Origin of the sequence: Rhizobium sophorae (genome assembly GCF_013087515.1) — a bacterium.
GTDB lineage: Bacteria > Pseudomonadota > Alphaproteobacteria > Rhizobiales > Rhizobiaceae > Rhizobium > Rhizobium sophorae.
This window is the reverse complement of record NZ_JABFCN010000030.1, coordinates 45,966-64,902: the sequence shown is the minus strand read 5'-3', so window position 1 is coordinate 64,902 and position 18,937 is coordinate 45,966. Positions and strand designations below refer to the sequence as shown.

Annotated in this window: 19 protein-coding genes and 1 pseudogene; 12 read left to right on the top strand and 8 right to left on the bottom strand. The window is 61.3% G+C overall.

Annotated elements, in window-relative coordinates; genetic code table 11:
• The first annotated feature begins 16 nt into the window (after positions 1-16).
• Complete coding sequence (gene lysS, locus G9X64_RS17665) at positions 17-1,513, top strand: lysine--tRNA ligase (RefSeq protein ID WP_168308647.1); 1,497 nt, start codon at positions 17-19, stop codon at positions 1,511-1,513.
• 66 nt (positions 1,514-1,579) lie between these two features.
• On the opposite strand, the gene G9X64_RS17660 is transcribed toward lysS, so the two are convergent.
• Positions 1,580-2,308: a hypothetical protein gene (locus G9X64_RS17660; protein ID WP_168308648.1), complete on the bottom strand. Its 729-nt coding sequence runs from the start codon at positions 2,306-2,308 to the stop codon at positions 1,580-1,582.
• Positions 2,309-2,487: 179 nt separating this feature from the next.
• On the opposite strand from G9X64_RS17660, the gene G9X64_RS17655 reads away from it, so the two are divergent.
• The 7 genes from G9X64_RS17655 (at position 2,488) to G9X64_RS17620 (ending at position 9,659) form a co-directional block, all read left to right on the top strand.
• Positions 2,488-3,396 (top strand): LysR family transcriptional regulator, encoded by a 909-nt coding sequence (locus G9X64_RS17655; RefSeq protein WP_003566676.1) that lies wholly within the window; start codon positions 2,488-2,490, stop codon positions 3,394-3,396.
• A gap of 116 nt (positions 3,397-3,512) precedes the next feature.
• A complete protein-coding gene (locus G9X64_RS17650) occupies positions 3,513-4,673 on the top strand; it encodes an ABC transporter substrate-binding protein (RefSeq protein WP_171377074.1) in 1,161 nt (386 codons plus the stop codon).
• Between the two features lie 216 nt (positions 4,674-4,889).
• Positions 4,890-5,876 carry an ABC transporter ATP-binding protein gene (locus G9X64_RS17645; RefSeq protein WP_168310114.1) on the top strand — a complete coding sequence of 329 codons (987 nt, stop codon included), beginning with the start codon at positions 4,890-4,892 and terminating at the stop codon, positions 5,874-5,876.
• The gene (locus G9X64_RS17640; protein WP_168310113.1) at positions 5,873-6,835 is read left to right on the top strand and encodes an ABC transporter permease; all 963 of its coding nucleotides are present in this window, start codon (positions 5,873-5,875) and stop codon (positions 6,833-6,835) included. The genes G9X64_RS17645 and G9X64_RS17640 overlap by 4 nt, the downstream gene beginning before the upstream one ends.
• Positions 6,825-7,637 (top strand): ABC transporter permease, encoded by an 813-nt coding sequence (locus G9X64_RS17635; RefSeq protein ID WP_168310112.1) that lies wholly within the window; start codon positions 6,825-6,827, stop codon positions 7,635-7,637. Before G9X64_RS17640 ends, G9X64_RS17635 begins: the two co-directional genes overlap by 11 nt.
• 12 nt (positions 7,638-7,649) lie before the next feature.
• Positions 7,650-9,077, top strand: coding sequence for a gamma-aminobutyraldehyde dehydrogenase (locus G9X64_RS17630; protein ID WP_171377073.1), 1,428 nt, complete (start codon positions 7,650-7,652; stop codon positions 9,075-9,077).
• 408 nt (positions 9,078-9,485) lie between these two features.
• On the top strand, positions 9,486-9,659 hold the full coding sequence (locus tag G9X64_RS17620; RefSeq protein WP_003552965.1) for a DUF1328 domain-containing protein: 174 nt from the start codon (positions 9,486-9,488) through the stop codon (positions 9,657-9,659).
• A 111-nt stretch (positions 9,660-9,770) separates the two neighbouring features.
• Here G9X64_RS17620 and G9X64_RS17615 read toward each other — a convergent pair whose 3' ends face one another.
• From G9X64_RS17615 to tal, 3 genes are all read right to left on the bottom strand, one after another.
• Positions 9,771-10,220, bottom strand: coding sequence for a DoxX family protein (locus G9X64_RS17615; RefSeq protein WP_171377178.1), 450 nt, complete (start codon positions 10,218-10,220; stop codon positions 9,771-9,773).
• 83 nt (positions 10,221-10,303) lie between these two features.
• Complete coding sequence (locus G9X64_RS17610) at positions 10,304-10,972, bottom strand: DUF1345 domain-containing protein (RefSeq protein ID WP_171377072.1); 669 nt, start codon at positions 10,970-10,972, stop codon at positions 10,304-10,306.
• Positions 10,973-11,065: 93 nt separating this feature from the next.
• On the bottom strand, positions 11,066-12,031 hold the full coding sequence (gene tal / locus G9X64_RS17605) for a transaldolase (protein ID WP_171377071.1): 966 nt from the start codon (positions 12,029-12,031) through the stop codon (positions 11,066-11,068).
• Positions 12,032-12,556: 525 nt separating this feature from the next.
• On the opposite strand from tal, the pseudogene G9X64_RS17600 reads away from it, so the two are divergent.
• Positions 12,557-13,564, top strand: a pseudogene (locus G9X64_RS17600) (sugar-binding transcriptional regulator); the annotation flags it as partial.
• Positions 13,565-13,697: 133 nt separating this feature from the next.
• Here G9X64_RS17600 and G9X64_RS17595 read toward each other — a convergent pair.
• Positions 13,698-14,570: a methylated-DNA--[protein]-cysteine S-methyltransferase gene (locus G9X64_RS17595; protein WP_171377070.1), complete on the bottom strand. Its 873-nt coding sequence runs from the start codon at positions 14,568-14,570 to the stop codon at positions 13,698-13,700.
• 176 nt (positions 14,571-14,746) lie between these two features.
• On the bottom strand, positions 14,747-15,244 hold the full coding sequence (locus G9X64_RS17590; RefSeq protein ID WP_168310107.1) for a DUF2244 domain-containing protein: 498 nt from the start codon (positions 15,242-15,244) through the stop codon (positions 14,747-14,749).
• Here G9X64_RS17590 and nth point away from each other — a divergent pair.
• Entirely contained in the window at positions 15,243-16,049 is an 807-nt protein-coding gene (gene nth, locus G9X64_RS17585) for an endonuclease III (RefSeq protein ID WP_171377069.1), read from the top strand. The two genes, G9X64_RS17590 and nth, sit on opposite strands and share 2 nt — an antisense overlap.
• On the opposite strand, the gene G9X64_RS17580 is transcribed toward nth, so the two are convergent.
• Positions 16,014-16,592 carry a TetR/AcrR family transcriptional regulator gene (locus G9X64_RS17580; RefSeq protein WP_168310105.1) on the bottom strand — a complete coding sequence of 193 codons (579 nt, stop codon included), beginning with the start codon at positions 16,590-16,592 and terminating at the stop codon, positions 16,014-16,016. The two genes, nth and G9X64_RS17580, sit on opposite strands and share 36 nt — an antisense overlap.
• Before the next feature lie 85 nt (positions 16,593-16,677).
• Here G9X64_RS17580 and G9X64_RS17575 point away from each other — a divergent pair, with 85 nt between their 5' ends.
• Positions 16,678-17,103 (top strand): VOC family protein, encoded by a 426-nt coding sequence (locus tag G9X64_RS17575; RefSeq protein ID WP_168310104.1) that lies wholly within the window; start codon positions 16,678-16,680, stop codon positions 17,101-17,103.
• An 8-nt stretch (positions 17,104-17,111) separates the two neighbouring features.
• On the opposite strand, the gene G9X64_RS17570 is transcribed toward G9X64_RS17575, so the two are convergent.
• Positions 17,112-17,825, bottom strand: a complete 714-nt coding sequence (locus G9X64_RS17570) for a sulfate transporter family protein (RefSeq protein ID WP_171377068.1) — start codon at positions 17,823-17,825, stop codon at positions 17,112-17,114.
• Positions 17,826-18,059: 234 nt separating this feature from the next.
• Here G9X64_RS17570 and G9X64_RS17565 point away from each other — a divergent pair, with 234 nt between their 5' ends.
• On the top strand, positions 18,060-18,914 hold the full coding sequence (locus G9X64_RS17565) for a MurR/RpiR family transcriptional regulator (RefSeq protein ID WP_168310102.1): 855 nt from the start codon (positions 18,060-18,062) through the stop codon (positions 18,912-18,914).
• The last annotated feature ends 23 nt before the right edge of the window (positions 18,915-18,937 follow it).

The following is an 18,937-nucleotide window of genomic DNA, read 5'->3' as shown; positions in this document are numbered from 1 at the left end:
TCAGAGGATTTCGACAGTGGCTGACAACAAGACCGAAAACACCCTTTCCTCCGACGCGACGGAAGTGCGCGCCCAGAAGCTGAAGCTGCTGCGTGAGCAGATCGGCGAGGTCTATCCGGCGCATTTCCACCGCACGATGACCAATGCCGAACTCATCGCGAAATATGAGAACCTGGAACCTGACGTCGAGACGCAGGATGTCGTCACCGTCGCCGGCCGCGTCTACTCGTCGCGCAACTCCGGCATGTTCATGGACATCCACGATGCCGGCGGCAAGATCCAGATTTTCAGTCACAAGGACACGACCCCGGAAGAAGCCCGCGTGCTGCTGCCGATGATCGACATCGGCGACATCATCGGCGTCACCGGCATCGTGCGCCGCACCAAGCGTGGCGAGCTGACGATCAACGCACAGACCATCACCATGCTGACGAAGTCGCTGCTGCCGATGCCGGAGAAGTGGCACGGTCTCTCCGATATCGAACTGCGCTACCGCAAGCGCCATCTCGACATCATGACCAACGAGGATTCGAAGCTGCGCTTCCAGCAGCGCTCGAAGATCCTCTCCGGCATCCGCCGCTTCATGGAAAATGACGGCTTCATGGAAGTCGAGACGCCGATGCTGCATTCGGTCTATGGCGGCGCCACCGCCGAGCCGTTCAAGACGCATCACAACACGTTGAAGCTCGACATGTACCTGCGCATCGCGCCGGAACTATTCCTCAAGCGCACGCTGGTCTCGGGGCTGACCGACAAGGTCTTCGAGATCAATCGGAACTTCCGTAACGAAGGCGTTTCCACTCGGCACAATCCCGAATTCACCATGATGGAGTGTTACTGGGCCTATGCCGACTACGAGGACATCATGGACCTCGTCGAGCGGCTGTTCGAAACCTTGGCGCTCTCCATTCACGGTTCGACGGAATTCCCCTTCGGCGACAAGACCATGTCCTTCAAGGGTCCGTTCAAGCGCGTGCCGATGCCCGACGCCGTCAAGGAAGCGACCGGTATCGATTTCCGCGCCATCAAGACCGATGAAGAGGCCCGCGCCGCCGCCAAGGCTGCCGGCTTCGCGGTCGAGAAGGATTGGACCTGGGGTGAATGCCTCGCCTTCATCTTCGAAGAGAAGGTCGAGCAGACGCTGATCCAGCCGTCGCATGTCACGCATTTCCCGAAGGACATTTCGCCCTTCGCCAAGGAAGTGCCGGGCGAGCCGCGCCTCGTCGAGCGCTTCGAGACCTATTGCAACGCCTGGGAACTCGGCAACGCCTTCTCGGAACTCAACGATCCCGAAGAGCAGCGCCGTCGTATGGTCGAGCAGCTCGAACAGGCGCATGCCCGCGGCGAAAAGGAAAAGCAGCTCGACGAGGAATTCCTCGACGCGATCGACCAGGGCATGCCCCCGGCAGGTGGCCTCGGCATCGGCGTCGACCGTCTCATCATGCTGCTGACCAATGCGCCGTCGATCCGCGACGTCATCCTCTTCCCGGCCCGCCGCAGCAAGGCCGACTGACAGGAAGAAGCTCACAAAAACAAAGCGGGGGGCCGGCGGGCACTCCGCTTTTTTCATGCCCGCTGTTCAGTGGGTTTTGGCGGCTTCAGCCGGCGGCTCTTCGGCCGGTGCATCTGCGCCGTGGCCGCCTGCAGCCGGCGCGGCTTCGCTTTCGGCTGCCGTCGCTGCGCCATGCCCGCCGCCTGCGGCCTTTTTGCCTTTTTCCTCGCTTTTGGTCGAGGCAACGGCGACCGGGTCGACGCAATCCTCGGGGTCCTTGAAAGCGGCGCTGATCATGGCGATTTCGTCGGACGGCATCTCTATCCGCTCGCCGAAGAACAGCCCGTTTTCGCTGGCCTTTCCGTCGTAGTAGCGCGCTGTATAGGACTTGTCGTCGAGGCCCGGAACGGTCTTGTCGGGATGCGGGATATAGACGACATCGGCGCCGATCGCCCGACCGCGAATATCGGCACGCATCGTCGGTCCGTTTTCGTCGAGCACCACCACCTGCACCAGATCCGGCTTCTGCGCGGCATAAACCGCCTGAGCGACACGAAGCGCGGTCTTGACCCGCGTCATCCCGTCGGTCGGTGCGGTCTTGATGTATTTGCGCACCCAGACGTGGTCCTGCTTGCGGATCGTCACCAGGTTGACGTCACTGCATTCGAGCCCGTAGCCACCACCAGTTGCACCGATCAGCCTGTCCTTGCCGACATAGACCGCCGCACCGCCGGACACGCCCGCCAGAAGAGCGACTCCGCCAATGATGATTGCCAATTTCCGGGAAGGCCGGAATATGCGCAGTAAGGCCTTCACGCCAACTGCTCCGCCATCTGAAACTCCAACGCAGGACAAGTGCTGAGAAAGCTAAGGAAATGACGTTTCCGAAAGTTTAAGTGGGCATGCTAAGCCCGCTCCATTTTAGGAAAATACCAAAAAAGGTCCGCTTTTTCCGACCGCTTGCCACGGCCCGTTCCGCCATGCTCTAAAACGCCATGGCCTTCACGCTTCGCCAGGTTCAATATTTTGTCGCCGTCGCCGAACAGGGTTCGGTGACGCGAGCCGCACAGAACCTTTCGATCTCGCAATCCTCGGTGACGGAAGCGCTGAAGGAGCTCGAAACCGACCTCGGCGTCGAGCTCTTCGAGCGCCATCCGCGCGGCCTGACGATCACCCACAACGGCCACCAGTTCCTGCGTCATGCGACGAAGATCCTGGCCTCCGTCTCCGATGCGCGGACCAGCTTTTCCGGCCAGCAAAGCGCCCTCTCCGGCACGCTGAACATCGGCGTCACCTCGCTTGTCGCCGGCTACGTGCTCTCTGATCTCCTGGCGCGATACCGGCGCGCCTGTCCGGGCATCGAGGTCAGCGCCATCGAGGACAATGGCGGTTACCTCGAACATCTCCTGGTTGGCGGCGAATTGGATGTCGCCGTGATGGTGATATCGAACCTGCGCGACCGGATGGCGCTGCAGGCGGAGATCTTGGAAACCTCGCCCTATCGACTATGGCTGCCGATGGGCCATCCGCTGGTATCGGCCGACATCATCTCGGTCGCCGACATCGCCCGCGAACCGCTGATCATGCTGACGGTCGACGAAATCGAGGAGAATACCGGCAAGCTGCTCTCAGCGCTCGGCGCCCGCCCGCATGTCGCCTTCCGCACCCGTTCGGTGGAGGCGGTGCGCAGTCTGGTTGCAACAGGCGCCGGCGTAGCCCTGCTTCCCGATCTCGTCTACCGACCATGGTCGCTCGAAGGCGACCGCATCGAGAGCCGTGACGTCTCGGGTTCGCTGCCGGTCGTCCAGGTCGGCATGGTCTGGCGCAAGGGCTCCAGCCTGCCGCAGGCGGCGCGCGATTTCGTCGGTATCGCCGAGAGCTTAAGATCCGGCCGCATCCGCTGATATCGGAATTTCCGATATCGTCTTTCTGATAAATGAATTTGCGAAAGCGGCTTTTTCGCGTCACCTTTTCGTCCGGGAACAAACCGCCACACAAGTGGCAAACCGGGAGACGGATGATGACGACTCTGTTGAAATCCTGCACGGCAGCGCTCGCCTGCCTGAGCTTCGCGACGCAGGGAATCGCCGCCGAACCGCTGAAGGCCTTGGGGAAAGGCGAAGGTGCGGTCAGCATCGTCGCCTGGGCTGGCTATATCGAACGCGGCGAAACCGACAAGAACTACGACTGGGTCACCGATTTCGAAAAGGAGAGCGGCTGCAAGGTTTCCGTCAAGACCGCCGCCACCTCGGATGAAATGGTGTCGCTGATGAACGAGGGCGGCTTCGATCTCGTCACGGCATCGGGCGACGCCTCGCTCCGCCTCATCGCCGGCAAGCGTGTCCAGCCGATCAACACCGATCTGATCCCGAGCTTCAAGACCGTCGACGAGCGTCTGCAGAACGGCCCGTGGTATACGGTCGGCGGCGTGCATTACGGCGTGCCCTATCTCTGGGGGCCGAACGTGCTGATGTACAATACCGATGCCTTCAAGGACAAGGCGCCGACCAGTTGGAACGTCGTCTTCGAGGAGCAGACACTGCCCGACGGCAAGTCGAACAAGGGCCGCGTCCAGGCCTATGACGGCGCGATCTACATCGCCGATGCCGCCATGTATCTGATGGCCCACAAGCCGGATCTCGGCATCAAGGATCCCTACGAATTGACCGAGGACCAGTACAAGGCCGCCCTCGACCTTTTGCGCGGCCAGCGCAAGCTCGTCTCCCGCTACTGGCACGATGCGATGATCCAGATCGACGACTTCAAGAACGAAGGCGTCGTCGCCTCCGGCTCCTGGCCTTTCCAGGTGAACCTGCTGCAGGCCGACAAGCAGAACATCGCCTCCACTTTCCCGGATGAAGGCGTCACCGGCTGGGCCGACACCACCATGCTGCACGCTGACAGCGAACATCCGAACTGCGCCTATATGTGGATGGAGCATTCGCTGAAGGCCAAGGTTCAGGGCGACGCCGCCGCCTGGTTCGGCGCCGTGCCCTCCGTTCCCGCCGCCTGCAAGGGCAACGAACTGATGGGCGATAGCGGCTGCGCCAACAACGGCTTCGATCACTTCGACAAGATCAAGTTCTGGAAGACCCCGGTCGCCAAATGCACGACGCAGAGCGAATGCGTGCCCTATCATCGCTGGGTGTCGGATTATATCGGCGTGATCGGCGGACGATGAACCGGGCTGGTCCGGTGGGGTAAAGTCCCCTCGCCAACCCCTCCCCACAAGGGGGAGGGGCGCTGAGTGGCACCGCCGAATCCTGCCGAAACACCAAGGTATTTGCGAAAGGGTACGGCAGGTTAAGCCCCTCCCCCTTTGTGGGGAGGGGTTTGGGCGGGGTCTTTGTTGGCCAAGACCGTGCCCCCTCTGAACACACACGACCCGGAGCCCCCAATGACATCCGCCGTCCGTTTCCAGCAGGTATCGCGCCATTTCGGCCAGGTTCGCGCCGTCGACGGCGTCGATCTCGAGATCGCGCCCGGCGAATTCTTCGCCATGCTCGGGCCGTCTGGTTCTGGCAAGACGACGTGCCTGCGATTGATCGCTGGCTTCGAACAGCCGACCGCGGGCCATATCCAGATCTTCGGCGAGACGGCCGACGGCGTTCCGCCCTATCGCCGCAACGTCAACACCGTGTTCCAGGACTACGCGCTCTTTCCGCATCTGAACATCCTCGACAATGTCGCCTATGGGCTGATGGTCAAGGGCGTCGGCAAGGCGGAGCGGATGAAGGCGGCAGGCGATGCCCTCGAACTCGTCAAGCTGCCGGGCTACGGCGCCCGCCGCCCCGGTCAGCTGTCCGGTGGCCAGCGGCAGCGCGTGGCGCTCGCCCGCGCGCTCGTCAACAAGCCGAAAGTGCTGCTGCTCGACGAGCCGCTCGGCGCACTCGACCTGAAGCTGCGCGAGCAGATGCAGGAGGAATTGAAGAGCCTGCAGCGCGCGCTCGGCATCACCTTCGTCTTCGTCACCCATGATCAGGGCGAGGCGCTGTCCATGGCCGACCGCGTCGCCGTCTTCAACGATGGCAACATCGTCCAGCAAGGCACGCCGCAGGATATCTACCGCTGCCCGAAGACCCGCTTCGTCGCCGATTTCGTCGGCTCCTCGAACGTCATCGCGCCTGATCTCATGGCCTTGCTCGGCGGCGAGAAACGCTGGGCGAGCCTGCGCCCCGAAGCGATCCGGCTGGCAAGCGATGGCGTCGAGGCGAAAGTTGAAAATGCAAGCTTCCTCGGCGCCGCCACCCGTCTCAGCGTCGACCTCAAGGGCAGCCGGCTGCATGTCATGCTGCCGGCGGGCGCGCCTGTACCGGATGTCGGCGCCGGTATCCGTCTCGCCTGGCAGCCGGCCGATATCCACTACATGGATGATGCGGCATGACGACGCTCACCATGTCAGGCGGCAAGACATCGATCCTTCCGGGACGCGGCGGTTTCTTCGGCCAGCTATCGGATGCCTTCTGGCGGCACCCGAAGCTGCTGCTTTTCCTGATGCTGACGCCGCCGCTGCTCTGGCTCGGCATCATCTATATCGGCTCGCTGATCGCCCTGCTTCTGCAGAGCTTCTTCTCGATCGACGATTTTTCCGGGCTGGTGAATTACGAATTCACCCTCTCTACCTACGCCCAGCTTCTCAGCCCGACGAATTTCGACATCATCATCCGCACCGTCGTCATGTCGGCGCTGGTCACTATCGCTGCAGCTTTCATCGCCTTTCCGATCGCTTACTACGCAGCGCGTTATGCGCACGGCAAATGGAAGGCGCTCTTCTATCTCGGTGTCATGCTGCCGCTCTGGTCGAGCTATCTCGTCAAGATCTATGCCTGGAAGCTGATCCTCGCCAAGGAAGGCATTCTCACCTGGATCTTCGAAAAACTCCATCTCTCCTGGCTGCTTGACGCCATCCTGAACCTGCCCGTCATCGGCGGCAACTCGCTTTCGGTGAGCTACCTCGGCACCTTCATCGTCTTCGTCTATATCTGGCTCCCCTACATGATCCTGCCGACTCAGGCAGCCCTCGAGCGTGTGCCCGGCAACCTGATCGAGGCCTCGGCGGATCTCGGCGCCACGCCGCGCCAGACCTTCCGCACCGTGCTGCTGCCTTTGGCGCTCCCCGGCATCGTCGCTGGCTCGATCTTCACTTTCTCGCTCACATTGGGTGATTACATCATCCCGCAGATCATCGGCTCGTCCAGGCTCTTCATCGGCCAGGCGGTCTATGCCCAGCAGGGAACGGCCGGCAATGTGCCGCTCGCCGCCGCCTTCTCGGTCGTGCCGATCGTCATCATGGCGCTCTATCTCTGGCTCGCCAAGAAACAGGGGGCCTTCGATGCGCTCTGACCAGAAGACATCTCCGTTTGCCCTGAAGATCACCGCCGCCGCCGGACTGCTTTTCCTGCATCTGCCAATCCTGCTGATCTTCGTCTACGCCTTCACCACGGAGGAGAAGAGCTATCAATGGCCGCCGCCCGGGCTGACCCTGCAGTGGTTTACCGTCGCTTGGAACCGGGCGGACGTCTGGTCGGCGCTCAGCCTTTCCGTGCAGGTCGCCGTCATCGCCACGGCGATCGCGCTGGTCCTCGGCACGCTCTGTGCGGCAGCTGTCAGCCAGACGAAGTTCTTTGGCCGCGAGGCGATCTCGCTGCTGGTCATCCTGCCGATCGCCCTTCCAGGCATCATCACCGGCATTGCACTCCGCTCCGCCTTCAGCCTGTTCGACATCCCGTTTTCGGTCTGGACCATCGTGCTCGGCCACGCCACTTTCTGCGTAGTCGTTGTCTACAACAATGCAGTCGCCCGCTTCCGCCGCACCTCCGGCTCGCTGATCGAGGCCTCGATGGATCTCGGCGCCGACGGCTTCCAGACCTTCCGCCATGTCATCCTGCCGAATATCGGCACCGCCCTTCTTGCCGGCGGCATGCTCGCCTTCGCCCTGTCTTTCGATGAGGTCATCGTCACCACCTTCACCGGCGGCCAGCAATCGACCTTGCCGATCTGGATGCTCGAAGAACTCATCCGCCCGCGCCAGCGCCCCGTCACCAATGTGGTCGCCATGGTCGTGGTGCTCGTCACCTTCCTGCCGATCCTGGCAGCCTATTACCTCACCCGCGATGGCGACCAGATCGCCGGCGCCGGCAAATAAAGGGAGAACATCATGGATATCCAAATGCTGATCGGTTCCCGCTTCGAAAAAGGCACGGAGACGGAAGAGCACATCTTGAACCCGAAGACGGGCGAGACGGTGATCGACCTTGCCGAAGCGTCGCTCACTCAGGTCGACGCCGCCGTCGATGCCGCCGAAAAAGCCTTCACAAGCTGGTCGCAGACGACGCCGGGCGAACGTTCCAGCTACTTATTGAAGATCGCCGATGCGATCGAGAAGGACGCCGCCGGCTTCGCCACATTGGAGGCTTTGAACTGCGGCAAGCCTATCAATGCCGTGCTGAACGACGAGATCCCGGCGATCGTCGATTGCTATCGCTTCTTCGCCGGCGCCGTGCGCAACCTGCACGCACCGGCGGCGGGCGAATATCTGCCCGGCCACACCTCGATGATCCGCCGCGATCCGATCGGCGTCGTCGGCTCGATCGCGCCGTGGAACTATCCGCTGATGATGATGGCCTGGAAGCTGGCGCCGGCCATTGCCGGCGGCAATACCGTCGTCTTCAAGCCTTCGGAGCAGACGCCGCTGACGTCGCTGAAGATGGCGAAGCTGCTCTCCGAAATCCTTCCCGAAGGCGTCGTCAACGTCATCCTCGGCCGCGGTGAAAGCGTCGGCAACGCCCTGATCAATCACGCCAAGATCGGGATGGTCTCGATCACCGGCGATATCGCCACCGGCAAGAAGGTGCTGCAGGCCGCTGCCAAGACGGTCAAGCGCACCCACTTGGAACTCGGCGGCAAGGCCCCGGTCATCGTCTTCGACGATGCCGATATTGATGCGGTCGTCGCAGGCATCCGTACCTTCGGCTATTACAATGCCGGTCAGGATTGCACCGCCGCCTGCCGCATCTATGCCGATGCCAGGGTCTACGACAATTTCGTCGCCGATCTCTCCTCAGCCGTCTCGAGCATCCGCTTCAACCAACCCGACGATACCGAAAACGAGATCGGCCCGCTGATCTCCAAGCGCCAGCGCGACCGCGTCGAAAGCTTCGTCGCCCGCGCTTCCGAGCACAAACACATGGAGATCACCGCCGGCGGCAAGGTTTCCGGCGACAGGGGCTTCTACTTCACGCCGACTGTCGTTGCGGGCGCCCTGCAGGACGACGAGATCGTCCGCCGCGAGGTCTTCGGCCCGGTCGTCTCGGTCACCCGCTTTTCCGATGCCGACGAAGCCGTTACCTGGGCAAACGACAGCGACTACGGCCTGGCCTCCTCCGTCTGGACCAAAGATATCGGCCGCGGCATGAAGACGGCTGCCCGCCTGCAATATGGCTGCACCTGGATCAACACACATTTCATGCTGGTCAACGAAATGCCGCATGGCGGCCTCAAACAGTCGGGCTACGGCAAGGACATGTCGGTCTACGCGCTGGAGGACTACACCGCCGTACGCCACGTGATGATCAATCACGGCTGATTGGTAAAATGAGCAAGGATCCGGGAGGCGCGTCTATAGCAGCCAGACGCCCTTTGTTGCTGCAAAACAATAGATACGGATGACGGCGGCGGCCGCGATACCGACGCCGATTGCCTTGCCGTGCAGCTCGCTGACGCGGCCGGCCGCGGCCATGCCGATGACGGCGACATTTCTCTCCCGGCAGCAGGAGATTGATCATGAGGATCTCGAAGTAAGCGAAATTGCATGCCCGGCAAAGTTGGCGTGATGATCGGGCTTCACCGATGGGGCAAATCGATCGCCCCTGGAAATAGATCATACAGGCTTTGAAAGGCCGCTTTCTCCAAGGAGAATGCCATCCCATTCCAACGAACTGGAACAATTTCCAGGTTGCTGCGTCATTCCCAGGCAAAAGCAAAGGATGATGTCATGCTGAAATGGGCTCTGATATTTTTCGTGATTTCCATCATCGCTGGCTTCTTCGGTTTTTCCGGAGTCTCCGCGGCCACCGCGACGATTGCCCGCGTTCTCTTCGGGATTGCACTGGTGATCTTCCTGATCTTCCTGGTCCTCGCGCTGATGGCCGGCCAAGCGATCTTGTGAGCAGAAACGCAGCCCCTCCGTCACCTGGTTCCTAATGACGGGGGCGCGGTGGGCGTCTGGGGCGGCGTCCCTTTACGTGGTCTTTCAAGATGATATCGCTTCGGCGCATGCTTACGACAATACTGCTCTGAGCCAAGGACGCATTCTGTTCGTTCGCTTTCTCAGCAGCTTGTCGATCGATATCGATCCCGCACCCGAAGCTGAGAGCACGAACATGCCGCCGGCAATCGCCAGGTCCTTCTCGAAATGCAGCAGTTCGTTCTGGCTCGCAAAATTCGTGTGAAAGAGCAAGGCGGTCGCCAGGCAGAAGAGTGCCAGTGCCAATGCGCCAAGCCGGGTGAAGAAACCTGCCGCGACGGAAAGACCGGCGCCGATCTGAAGGGCGATGGTGGCAAGTGCCAACGGCGCCGACAGCCCCAGTTTTGCGAAAATGTCGATGGTCGCCGGGATATCTACCGCGAGCGTCCAAGCTTCGTGCAGGAAGATCAGCGACAGCAGAAGCCTGCCGAGGAGAAGAACGAGATCGGCCAGTTGGGGCCGGCTAGAGGCGTTTACCATCATACCCTCCGGTTTGAAGAGCAGGCGGTTCGGCCCGCTCATGCAATCAGTTCCTCAGATCCTCGCAGCCCCGCGAGCACCGCACATTATAGCAGGCTCGCCCCGACGTTGATCGCAAGCGCCAGGATCGTCGTATTGAACAGGAACGACAGCACGGCATGCAACAGCGTGAGCTTGCGCATGCTGGTCGAACTGACCGCGACATCCGCCGTCTGTGCGGCAACACCGATGGTGAAGGAGAAATAGAGGAAATCCCAGTAGCCGGGCTCTGCGATCCCGTCGGGAAACTTCAGCCCGCCCTCCTCGTCCGCCCCGCCATAGAAATAATGGGCATAGTGGATGGTGAAGAGCGTATGCAGGAAGATCCAGGAGATCAGGATCGTCAGAACCGCAACACCTGCCCGCGCCAGCGCGACGTCAGGTGCGGCCTCCTTGATCGAATGAAGCTCGAGGCCGATCCCGGCAATGCTGGCAAGTGCGGCACCGATTGACAGAGCCAACAGGACGGTGTCGGAGAAATCGAGATCCGCCGAGCGTTTCCGGATGCTTTCAACCGTCGCCCGCAGCATCTTGCGCCAGCTAAGCGCGACAAAAACGCCGGCGCTGACATTCCAGCCGAACAAGATATTACCGGCGCTGACTTCGCGCGAGGTCAGAGCCAAGAAGACCACCAGTCCGGCAACAACGGCGATGATGAAGCTCGCATGCTTGTAGGCAAATGCCGCAAGCGAATTTGCCCGTTCCTCACCCGCCATATCGGTCTCCGACAGCATATGCCCTTGATAACAGCATGAAAAAGGCGCGCCTGCCAGCCGGCAGCCGCGCCTCCGATTGCATGCCGCGCCCTATCAGGCGGCGGCGAGCTGCAGTTCTTTCTGCACCATGGTGCGCAACGTTCCGAGATCCTTGGCGAAGGCGCGGATGCCTTCGGCAAGTTTTTCCGTAGCCATCGCGTCTTCGTTCATCATCCAGCGGAAGGTCTTCTCGTCGACGGAGACCTTCGGATCCGGCTTGCGGCTCTCCGGCGAGAGCTTGCGCTCCAGCTTGCCGTCATCCTTGGCGAGTTCGTCGAGCAGGTTCGGGCTGATGGTCAGGCGGTCGCAGCCGGCAAGGGCTTCGATTTCGCCGGCGCTGCGGAAGGAGGCGCCCATAACGATCGTCTTGATGTCGTTCGCCTTGTAGTAGTTGTAGATTTCACGGACGGAGATGACGCCCGGATCTTCTTCGGCAGTGTAGTCCTTGCCGGTCGACTTCTTGTACCAGTCGAGGATGCGGCCGACGAAGGGCGAGATCAGGAACACTTTGGCGTCGGCGCAGGCGATCGCCTGCGCCTTGCTGAAGAGAAGCGTCAGGTTGCAGTCGATGCCTTCCTTCTGCAGCACTTCCGCAGCGCGGATGCCTTCCCAGGTGGAAGCGAGCTTGATGAGGATGCGGTCCTGACCGATGCCACGATCCTTGTAGGCGGCGATGATTGCGCGCGCCTTGGCAAGCGAAGCCTCGGTATCGAAGGAAAGATCGGCGTCGACTTCGGTCGAGACGCGGCCCGGGACGAGCTTCACCAGGGCTGCGCCGACGGAAATGGCGAGACGATCGGCGACGGCGGAAGAAACGGCTTCGGAATTGCCGCCCTGCTTCTTGCCCCAGGCGACGGCTTCCTTGATGGCGTCGGCGAACATCGGCGTGCCGAGAGCCTTGAGCACGATGCTCGGGTTCGTCGTGCAATCGACCGGCTTCAGGCGGGCGACGGCCTCGATGTCGCCGGTATCGGCGACCACGGTGGTAATCTCGCGGAGTTGGTCAAGCTTGGATGTCATGGTCAATAATCCTTGTTGAACTTGGGCTGCGACCGGCGCGAGTTCCGCCGGGCAAAGGTGATCTACCGACAGGTTGTTTGTATGCTGCAGGCGAAAATGCGCGCATCCGTCACGGATGATTCATAAACGTGAAGGACAGTGGCCGTGTTCCGGCCGCGAACGAACAGCTGCTCGCACGCAAGCAATACTGCTTGCGGCTGGAAGGCCGGTCGTGACTTTCGGCATGCCCGCACTATGTCCTCCTCGGACGGACAAGAACGACGTATGTCACCCGGACTATCGCCATTTGCCTTACGAAAAGTCAAGGACATTTGTGCATTTCAATTGACATAAGTGTCACACCCGTCATTATCCCCGGCAACAAAAGCGTCGTTAAGGCCTTTCATCCTATCAGGGATTACAGCGCCGCGCGTCTTTTCGGACGCAAAGGACGCTGTAACACTTTGAATTACTGCATAATTTTATCCTTAACTCGATCCCGATTTAAGGAATTATGCAGGAGGCAGGCAATCGTGCGGAGGAGATGTGGTCAAGCTCAAACGCGGCACGCACACGGCCTATTCGGAGGCATCCTCGCTACGGCTAAGGGCGGCATGGCTCTATTACAACGAGGGCCTGACCCAGAAGGACGTCGCCGAACAGCTCGGCATAAGCCGCACCACGGTGATCCGTCTGCTCGACGAGGCGATGAAGCGCAGCGAAGTCCAGATCTGGATCAACGATTCGATCGGCGACTGCGTTGAACTTTCGGTGAAGCTGGAACGCGCCTACTGCCTCGACGAGGCGATCGTCGTCCCTGCGCCGGTCAATGGTGACGTTAATTCGCTGGCTAAAAATGTCGGCCTGGCGCTTGGCCAGTTTCTCTCCGAGGCCATCCCCGACGACTACACCATCGGCGTCGGCTGGGGCCGCACCATGACCGCCTCGCTGTCGAGCTTCCGGCCGCCGCGCCGCGCCAATTGCAAGGTCGTCTCGCTGCTGGGCGGCATCGTCGCCGTGCATCAGACGAACCCGATCGATTACACATGGCGGCTGGCAAATCAGCTCGGCGCCGAGTGCTACATGTTCCTGGCGCCGCTTCTCGTCGATTCCATCGAGACCAAGCGCAATCTGATCGAGAAATGCGGGCTGGACACGATCTACCGCCTCGCCGAGAATCTCGATCTGGCGATCGTCAGCTGCGGCGATATCGGCCCGCATTCGACCTCGCTGTCGGAGGGTTGGATCTCGAAGGCCGAGCTGCAGGAATTGATCGATGCCGGCTGCGTCTGCGACACGATGTTCAACTTCCTCGACAAGGACGGCAATTCGGTCGACCACTCGATCAATCGGCGCGTGATGTCCGTCGATCTCGATACGCTGAAGGAGGCAAAACACATCGTGCTCTCCTCCGGCGGCGCCCATCGGGCCGTGGCGATCCGTGCGACGATCAAGCGCATCGGCTGCAACACGCTGATCACCGATGAAAGTGCGGCACGGGCGTTGCTGGAATTGGCAGAAACCTCGGCACCCGTCTCTTCTCCCCAGCGGGGGTCCGAAGGACGGGTCGAGACCCCTGGCTCGACCCCGGTCGGCACTGACAAGCAGTTGGGGTTGAGCGACGAAAGGACCAACCGGTCGGGGCGATAAGCCACGACCGACTCACCGCTCTACCCGGGGAAACCCCTCAGGCGTTCGCCGATTCCCAGCCGAGCATCGCCCGCTTGCGGGTGAGGCCCCAGTGGTAGCCCGTCAGCGCCCCGTTCTTGCCGAGCGCCCGATGGCAGGGCACCACGAAGGAGATCGGGTTTGCCCCGACCGCCGCGCCCACGGCGCGCTGCGCCGTCGGCCGGCCGATATCGTTGGCGATATCGGAATAGGTGGCGGCCTTGCCGAACGGAATTTTCAGCAGGCTCTGCCAGACGCGCACCTGAAAGTCCGTGCCGATCAGCACGACACGCAGCGGCTGGTCGGAGGACCATTTGCCGGGCTCGAAGATGCGGGCGGCGTAGGGAACCGTCGCCTGCAGGTCTTCGACATATTCGGCGTTCGGCCAGCGGCAGGTCATATCCTCGAGGCAAGCCCTCTCGTCGCCGGAATCGCTGAAGGCAAGGCCGGCAAGGCCGCGGTCGGTCACCATGATCAGCGCCACGCCGAAGGGGCAGATGTGGAAGCCGTAGCGGATGATGAGACCACCGCCCTTGGCCTTCCATTCGCCGGGCGACATCGCCTCATGGGTGACGAAAAGATCGTGCAGGCGGCTCGGCCCGGAGAGGCCGACCTCGATCGAAGTCTCGAGCAGCGGCATGTCTTCCTTGCGCAGCAGCCGCTTGGCGTGGTCGAGCGTCACCGCCTGCAGGAAGCCTTTGGGCGATAGCCCGGCCCAGCGGGTGAAGGTCTTCTGCAGCTGGGTCGGCGACTGGTTGAGCCGCGCCGCGATCGCCTCCAGCGAAGGCTGGTCGCGGTAATCCTCGGTGATGAGTTCGATCACCCGCCGGACAATGTCATAATCAGGGCCGTCAGGCGTGATGTCTGTCTGCAGGTTGGCAATCATATTCATCGTCTTTCTCCTTGTAACCAGGAGATAGTCAATAGGCGGTGAGCAAACCACCCGATTCTTGCGTAGCCGCCGGATAGAGCAATGCCAGGCAAAGCGCGAAGCGCTTTTGCCGGGAATTGCGTAAAGACAAAAGCTAGAGCGGTTCTGCGCTTTCGTGAAAGCTGAACCGCTCTAGCTCAGATCCGCTGCTTGACCGTCGCCAGCGCTCCCTTGAAGGCCTTGGCGAAGCTTTCGCGATCATCGGGATTGAGGAAGGAGCCGATATCCGTGCGCCGGCCTTCGCCGAAGATATGCATGGAAAGGATGCCGATCTCCTGGTGCCGGCGAACGAGGAAGCGCGTCCAGAACGGATTGAAATGATGCTCCACCATCCGTCCCGAGGGCGCAAACTTGCGCACCGACACGTCCGTACGCGATACCGTCACCTGTTCGCGCGCTTTCCCGGAGCGGTAATTCAGCCAGAAGGCGCCGTAGAGAAGCGCGAAATCCAGTCCGAAGAACAAGCCGATCGGCCAGGCCCCCGTCGCGATGAAGAAGGTGCCGTAAAGCAGGCAGACGGCACCGGATAGGACAAGCAGCACCTTGAAGCCCCGGCGGCCGAGCGACCGGTGGGGAAAGAGCTCGGCAGCGAAAACAGGCTGCTCATTGAAGCTGTCGGCGTTGCTTTCCATCATGGCTGCCGATTATAGAGTTTCCATGGCGAATTCGAAACTCAAATCCGTTGCCAAGACGCCGCAGGATGCGAATGTCATCGCCCGCCGCAAACCGGCGGCAGCGGTGCGCACGGCCTATTCGCTGGCCGAGCGCGAGGAAATTTTCCGCCGCTTCTCGGTGCAGCGGCCGGAACCGAGAGGCGAACTCGAGCACACCAACCCCTTCACGCTTGTCGTCGCCGTGGCGCTTTCGGCGCAAGCGACCGATGTTGGCGTCAACAAGGCTACGCGCGCGCTCTTCAAGGTTGCCGATACGCCGGAAAAGATGCTCGATCTCGGCGAAGAGCGGCTGCGCGACTACATCAGGACGATCGGCCTCTACCGCAACAAGGCGAAAAACGTCATCGCACTCTCGCAGATGCTGGTCGACCAATTCGGCGGCAAGGTGCCGGAGACGCGCGACGAACTGGTGAGGTTGCCGGGCGTCGGCCGCAAGACCGCCAATGTCGTGCTTTCCATGGCCTTCGGCCAGGCGACGATGGCCGTCGACACGCACATCTTCCGCATCGCCAATCGCATCAGGCTTGCCCCCGGCAAGACGCCAGACGAGGTCGAGGCGCGGTTGATGAAGGTGATCCCGAACCACTACCTCTATCACGCCCATCACTGGCTGATCCTGCACGGTCGCTACACCTGCAAGGCGCGCCGGCCCGAATGCGAGCGCTGTATCATCGCCGATCTCTGCAAATCGCCGGAGAAGAGTTGGGATGTGCAGGCGCCGCTGGTCGAGCTACCGCCGCAAGTGATCGGCGAGGCCGTCGAGTAGGACAGCGATCGCCTGCTCGTAATGCCGCCTTTCAGCGCCTGTCTCGATCGCGATCGCCGCGCGATCGAAGGCCGCCGATAGCAGCGACGACAGCGGTTCGAGCATAGCGCCGGCCTCCGGAAGCATCGCTGCCAGCCCTGCCCGCAGCGTCGCTTCCGCAGTCTCTGCATCGATCGTCGCACTCGCCAGCGGGCCGAGAACGGCAGGTGCCTCGATCAGCAGCAGCCGCGTGCGCCCTGGCGCCGCCATCGCATCGAAATAGGCCGATGCACCGGCGATCAGCATGGCACGCGGCGCGTCGTAGGACGCCGAGCGCGCCTCGATCGCCGCGGCCACCGCGCGCGCCTCGCATTCGATAACCGCCCGAAAAAGCGCCTTCTTGTCTTCAAAATGATGGTAGAGCGCGCCACGCGTCACTCCCGCCGCCGCGACGATCTCCGGCGTCGCGGTTTCGGCATAGCCTTTTTCCACGAAGAGACGCCGACCGGCCTCGATCAGTGCCTGTCTCGTCTGCTCCGTTCTCTCGCGATTGCTGCGGCTCATGCACATCTCTTTACATACAAACAGAATGTATGTTAATGGTGAAAAACATACAGATTGTATGTAAACAAAAAAGGAGGAAAAAGAGATGAAATCGACGAGCTATTATCCTGTCATCATGACCGACGACATTGCCGGCACCGCCAGCTTCTATTGCGCGCATTTCGGCTTCAAAGCTCTGTTCGAAAGCGACTGGTATGTTCACCTGCAATCGGCAGAGGAGGAGCATATTGCGCTTGCCATCCTTGACGGCAGCCACGAGACCATCCCGGCCATAGCCCGCGGCAGGGTGTCCGGCCTGCTCTTGAATTTCGAGGTCACCGATGTCGATGCGATCTATGCGGCCTGCCGGAACGCCGGCCTGCCGATTCTGAGAGAAATCCGCGACGAGGATTTCGGCCAGCGGCATTTCATCACCGCCGATCCGAACGGCGTGCTGATCGACATCATCAAGCCGATCCCGCCGAGCGCCGAATTTGCGGCGATGTACGACGCCTCCGCCCTGCCCGGCTGAGCCTTAGTTTAGGCGCGCAAACCGGGATCCTTAGCGGAAACCAACTTGTGCAGATGCACCATCATGCCGGCGGCAAAAAGCGGCGTCAGAAGATTGACGATCGGGATCGCCAGGAAAAGGGCGATCATCAGCCCGCCGAGAAAGACGGTGGAGGCATGCTTGGCGCGGAAGAGCCGCGCCTCATCCGGCGAACGGAAGCGCATGGCGGCGAATTCGAAGAATTCCCGTCCGAGCAGATAGCCGTTCACCAGAAAGAACGCGACCAGATTGACGCCGGGGATGAACAGCAGCAGCAATGCCACGATATTGCCGAGAATCACCACGCCGAGGAACTTGATCGAGCTTGCCAACGCCGGACCGAGCGGCATGGCGGTGCCCGGCGCGTCCTTGGGATAGTCGCGCTTTTCGATGACATCGGCCACGTCGTCGAGAAACAGGCCGGCGATCAGCGCCGTCACCGGCGACAGCAGCAACGCCAGCATGAGGGCAAGGCCGATACCGGCAAGGATTGCGAAGATGAGAGCGAACCACCCCGCCCAATCCGGCATATCGGGAAAGAAGCTCGTGAGCCAGGGAAAGAGAAAGGCCATGAAGGCCCCGCGTAGCGCGAACCAGAGGCCGACGAGCACGAGGATCGTCAGGCCCAGCACCTTCCAGAAGACAGTGCGCGTTTCCGATGCGAACAGATTGGCGAGCGAAAGTCGAGCGGCGTCAAGAATCATGTCTCAGGCGTCTCCGGTTGCGCCGAAGATGTAGGAAAGATGCAGGCCATCGACAAGAGAGAATAAAATTGCATTCAGTAATAGAAAACTTGTCGAAAACTAAATACTAATATAATATTGTGGCATATATGAAATACGCACGGGCCTGAGAAGCAGCTTCCGAAATAGTTGCAAAGACAAGGGGTCGCAACAGCGCATCCACGGAACGCCTCTGAGGAAGACGGGGAGGCTGACGTGGAAGACTTTGTGCAAAAACTCAGGCAATACGCAAAAACCGGCACACCGGCCGAACGCCGTATCGCGAAATATTTCACCGAACATCTGAACGACCTGCCGTTCGAGACGGCTGCGTCCGTTGCTGACAGGCTGGATCTCTCGCCGATGACCGTCGGGCGCTTCCTGCGCGCGCTCGGTTATCAGGGATTGGACAGCGTCAAGGTGGAGATTCGCGAGACCGTGACGACATCGCCGGCGCAGTTGCAGAGCGCCATGAGCGAGCTGCATGCCGACGCCGCGGAGGGCAAACCGCTCGCCGTGCTGGTTGCCGAACAGATCCAGGCCCTCCATCATATCTATCATCTGACGGCGCAGCCGAACTGGTCGGAAGCCGTCGGCATGATCAGCACTGCCCGCGAAGTGTCGATCGCCACGCATGCGCGGCTCGCAAGCCTGGCCAATCATTTCTGCCAGCGGCTGACGCAAGCCCGGGACGGCGTGCGCACGCTCGACGCCGCCGATAACCGTTTTGCCGAACTCTTCGCCCGGCTGGCGGTCGACGACGCGCTGCTCGTCATCATCGACTGCCGCCGCTTCGCCAAGGCGCGGCTGCTTGCCAGAACGGCGCGGCGCTACGGCTATAAGGTCGTGCTCATTTCGCCGCAGCAAGCGGACTGGATGGCGGACCAGTCGAACGTCATGCTGCCCTTGCCGCCCGCTCGCGCCCCCGATCTCGACAATCTTCCACCGCTGATCGCACTGCTCGATTGCCTGTCGGAATCCGTCATCCTCCAAGTCGGAGAAGAGGCGGCACTTCGCCGCCGCCGCATGATGGAATTCGCGACCGTTCTCGGCGAGACGGCGAACCACTGATCTATAAAGATTAGGCGCAGATT

Bases quoted from the DNA above. Each gene is read 5' to 3' on its own strand.
- G9X64_RS17635 (WP_168310112.1), top strand. From the start codon at position 6,825: ATGCGCTCTGACCAGAAGACATCTCCGTTTGCCCTGAAGATCACCGCC.
- G9X64_RS17610 (WP_171377072.1), bottom strand. From the start codon at position 10,972: ATGGCGGGTGAGGAACGGGCAAATTCGCTTGCGGCATTTGCCTACAAG.
- G9X64_RS17630 (WP_171377073.1), top strand. From the start codon at position 7,650: ATGGATATCCAAATGCTGATCGGTTCCCGCTTCGAAAAAGGCACGGAG.
- tal (WP_171377071.1), bottom strand. From the start codon at position 12,031: ATGACATCCAAGCTTGACCAACTCCGCGAGATTACCACCGTGGTCGCC.
- G9X64_RS17655 (WP_003566676.1), top strand. From the start codon at position 2,488: ATGGCCTTCACGCTTCGCCAGGTTCAATATTTTGTCGCCGTCGCCGAA.
- G9X64_RS17615 (WP_171377178.1), bottom strand. From the start codon at position 10,220: ATGATGGTAAACGCCTCTAGCCGGCCCCAACTGGCCGATCTCGTTCTT.
- G9X64_RS17570 (WP_171377068.1), bottom strand. From the start codon at position 17,825: ATGATTCTTGACGCCGCTCGACTTTCGCTCGCCAATCTGTTCGCATCG.
- G9X64_RS17645 (WP_168310114.1), top strand. From the start codon at position 4,890: ATGACATCCGCCGTCCGTTTCCAGCAGGTATCGCGCCATTTCGGCCAG.
- G9X64_RS17650 (WP_171377074.1), top strand. From the start codon at position 3,513: ATGACGACTCTGTTGAAATCCTGCACGGCAGCGCTCGCCTGCCTGAGC.
- G9X64_RS17575 (WP_168310104.1), top strand. From the start codon at position 16,678: ATGAAATCGACGAGCTATTATCCTGTCATCATGACCGACGACATTGCC.
- G9X64_RS17590 (WP_168310107.1), bottom strand. From the start codon at position 15,244: ATGATGGAAAGCAACGCCGACAGCTTCAATGAGCAGCCTGTTTTCGCT.
- nth (WP_171377069.1), top strand. From the start codon at position 15,243: ATGGCTGCCGATTATAGAGTTTCCATGGCGAATTCGAAACTCAAATCC.
- G9X64_RS17595 (WP_171377070.1), bottom strand. From the start codon at position 14,570: ATGAATATGATTGCCAACCTGCAGACAGACATCACGCCTGACGGCCCT.
- G9X64_RS17580 (WP_168310105.1), bottom strand. From the start codon at position 16,592: ATGAGCCGCAGCAATCGCGAGAGAACGGAGCAGACGAGACAGGCACTG.
- G9X64_RS17620 (WP_003552965.1), top strand. From the start codon at position 9,486: ATGCTGAAATGGGCTCTGATATTTTTCGTGATTTCCATCATCGCTGGC.
- G9X64_RS17640 (WP_168310113.1), top strand. From the start codon at position 5,873: ATGACGACGCTCACCATGTCAGGCGGCAAGACATCGATCCTTCCGGGA.